We start from the raw sequence: 2,931 nt of genomic DNA, 5'->3' as shown, positions 1-2,931 counted from the left end.
AGGCGAAGCTACCGGCCTTGCCGTGCACGCTTAAAAAGATATCACAATTGCCTTTCAGTTCGAGTTCTTCGTTGTCTTTAAAACAATATTTTAATTTTTGTGCGTCCACAGATCTGGCCGTGATAGTAGCGTCAAGCATTGGTGAACCGTCATGTGAAGTTGTCCCTTGAAATTCAAGCGGTATGTCTTTCCAGAAGCCCTTGCCGTTAAAGCAAATTTGATTGCCGGACACTTCTGCGGTCATATCGGCATTCGTTAAGACAAAGTTCAAAACCTTTAGCTCAGATGACTCGAATTTCACCCTTCCCGATAAATATTTTGGTGGCCCTTCCAAGGACAAAGCTATATTTTCGGCAGTTCCGTTTAGGGCAGAAAGCCAATCAAAGCGATTTTTCCATGCCTCGATCGATGCTGTCTTTGATTTTAGCTCCAATTTTAACTTTAAGGGGTTAAAAAAGACCATTACCGATCCCATAATCTCTGATTCAAAGGATTTATTTTGCAGTACTTTAAAGTCAAGCACTCCATCGCTAAAAAGAAGGGTAAAGGAGGTGTCATTTAGCGGTATGCCCGCTATCTCGCCCGAGGGCAGGTAAAATTGTCCATTTATTTTAAGCGATTTTTTTTCACCCAAGGTGAAGCCTATTGAACCCGAAATGGTGCCTTTCGGTTTTACCGATGCGAATCCGGGAAATATTGCCGCAATTACGTCAGCGCTTATGTTATGGAGTTCGCCCTTTAAGCTAAAGAGGGGTGTTATTTCTCCTTCTAAGACACCGCTTCCTCCATTGGTTTTGATTAAACAATCTTCCAGAGAAACCTTGCCACCGGAGGAAGAAAGGCGCCCTTTGACCTGAAATTCAAGTAAGTTAATCGCGCCGTGAACGTCAAACTTCATTAAATTACCTTCGGGCTTGAGGTGAGCCCTGTCGATGTAAATCCTTCTTTTGCCCAATATTTCCGTGTCATATAAACTTATATTCTCGATCGATATGGATTGCTTGGACTCTTTGTCAGTCAAAGGAAGGTCGAAAAGCTTTAATACATCTTCGCTTGCGATTTTGGCGGAGTTTATCTCGATGCTTGTAACCCCCGGTTTTCCCGTTAACAGTGATCTAAGCGAGGGCTTGATATTGATGGATTTAGCGAAGTTTGATATATTGCCGTCGATGCCTAGCTTAACGTCTTTGCCGACGTAGCCGACAAAGGGATTGCCTGAAATGGACGAAAAAATAACGTCCATACCTATATGGCTTTTAACAGTATGTCTAAACTTCTGGGCGACAAAATCCGCCCCCAGATCGCCATTGTTTTTCCATAGTATTTCAATGACGAAAAAGGAAAATAATACTAAAACAAAGGCAATGATTACAAAAACTTTAACGGCCTTTTTGCTCAAATTTATTTTCGACATTCAAACAACCCTTTGACAAAAAATTCTTACATGCCCACAAGGGGGAATTGCAGGTTTCGTTAGCTAACTTTCTCTTTTACACTAATTATTAATTTCGACGACGAAAAGCGTATTTATGCTTAAAAGCTTACTAAAAAACCGTCTCTTAAGATGTCATTTAATTATAGGCAAATCGTAGTGTGCATTGATATGCCTTTTAGTTTGCCCATATTGCTACCTTCATTATACGACGAAAATGTATAATAATTTAGAGGTTACTTCGCAAAAGAAAAGAGGGGCGAAAGATGCCAAAATGGACTTCGTTGCTAGATTATATAGGCCGCTATCGAGATATTGTTGTCCTGCTATCGGGTGGGCTGGATAGCTCATTTTTGACATACGCATGCTTTAAAGCAAAAAGCAACGTCGTAACCGTCACATTTTCTTCTCCGCTTATACCCTGGAAGGAGGTAGAAGACGCAGCGCTAGTGGCGAAAGACTACGGGATTAAACATTTCGTAATCGATTCAGATGACTTGAGCATAAGTGAAGTAAGACACAACCATCCCAGGCGATGCTATTTTTGCAGGAAGCATAGGGATAGCCTGGTTAAAAATTGGGTGGATGGCTTTGCCACAAAAGGCTTTGTCATAATGGATGGCGCAACAAAGTCGGACTTTAGCGAATACAGACCCGGCCTTGAGGCAGCGAAAGAAGACAGGGTGCTTCATCCCTTGAAGGAGATAGGCCTTAAAAAAGAAGAGATAAGAAAGCTGGCACGCGAGTTTGGCCTTTCCTTTTGGGACAAACCTTCTTCGCCCTGTCTTGCTACAAGATTCCCTTACGGTATGACCTTAAACGAAGAAGAGCTAACTCGGGTTGCCAGGGCCGAAGAATATTTGATTTCCCTCGGCTTTAGAAATGTAAGGGTCAGAAGCTACCTGCGCGGTGTTGCTGTTGTGGAGGTATCGCCGAATGACGTAGAAAAAGCATGGGCCATAAAAGATGATGTCAGAAGTGCCCTTTCCAAGTTGGGCTTTTCGGTAGTGGCCGTCGATTTGGAGGGTCATAAAAGCGGTAAAATGGATTGCCTTTTAAAGGAAATATGTCCTTAGCAAGCAAACCCCTCCAGTTTTCCCCATTTTTTAGCGCCTTTGGGTGATGACAAAAATGCCCGGGTGTTGTAGTATATACATATCCAGGTATAGGTATAAGGGGGGTTGAGATGATGCCGGAAATTACCTTTGCGATTGCCTTTATTGCGGGTTTATTGTCCTTTCTTTCGCCCTGTCTTTTGCCCATGATCCCGGTTTATATCGCCTATCTGGCTGGAGATACTGTAGTAACGTCAGATAGAAAGGAAAATTCAATTAACCTTAAGGCTTTTTTGCATGCCTCCCTTTTCGTCGCCGGTTTTTCCCTCATCTTTGTATTTTTTGGTGCTTCCGCCACTGCTTTCGGCAAACAACTGATCAAAAATCAAGTCTTGGTCAAAAGGTTGGGAGCCGTGATAGTTATATTTCTTGGGCTTTATATGA

Annotated in this window: 3 protein-coding genes; 2 read left to right on the top strand and 1 reads right to left on the bottom strand. The window is 42.5% G+C overall.

Going from position 1 to position 2,931, the window contains the following annotated elements; genetic code table 11:
- On the bottom strand, positions 1 to 1,414 hold a 1,414-nt coding region (locus Q7P41_RS08380; RefSeq protein ID WP_303883434.1), incomplete at its 3' end, for a hypothetical protein.
- 284 nt (positions 1,415 to 1,698) lie between these two features.
- Here Q7P41_RS08380 and larE point away from each other — a divergent pair.
- Complete coding sequence (larE, locus tag Q7P41_RS08375) at positions 1,699 to 2,508, top strand: ATP-dependent sacrificial sulfur transferase LarE (RefSeq protein WP_303883433.1); 810 nt, start codon at positions 1,699 to 1,701, stop codon at positions 2,506 to 2,508.
- A gap of 110 nt (positions 2,509 to 2,618) precedes the next feature.
- On the top strand, positions 2,619 to 2,931 hold a 313-nt coding region (locus Q7P41_RS08370; protein ID WP_303883431.1), incomplete at its 3' end, for a cytochrome c biogenesis CcdA family protein.

The organism is Acetomicrobium mobile, from assembly GCF_937920065.1.
Note: the sequence above shows the minus strand (reverse complement) of the source record. Positions and strands in the feature narration are given on the sequence as shown.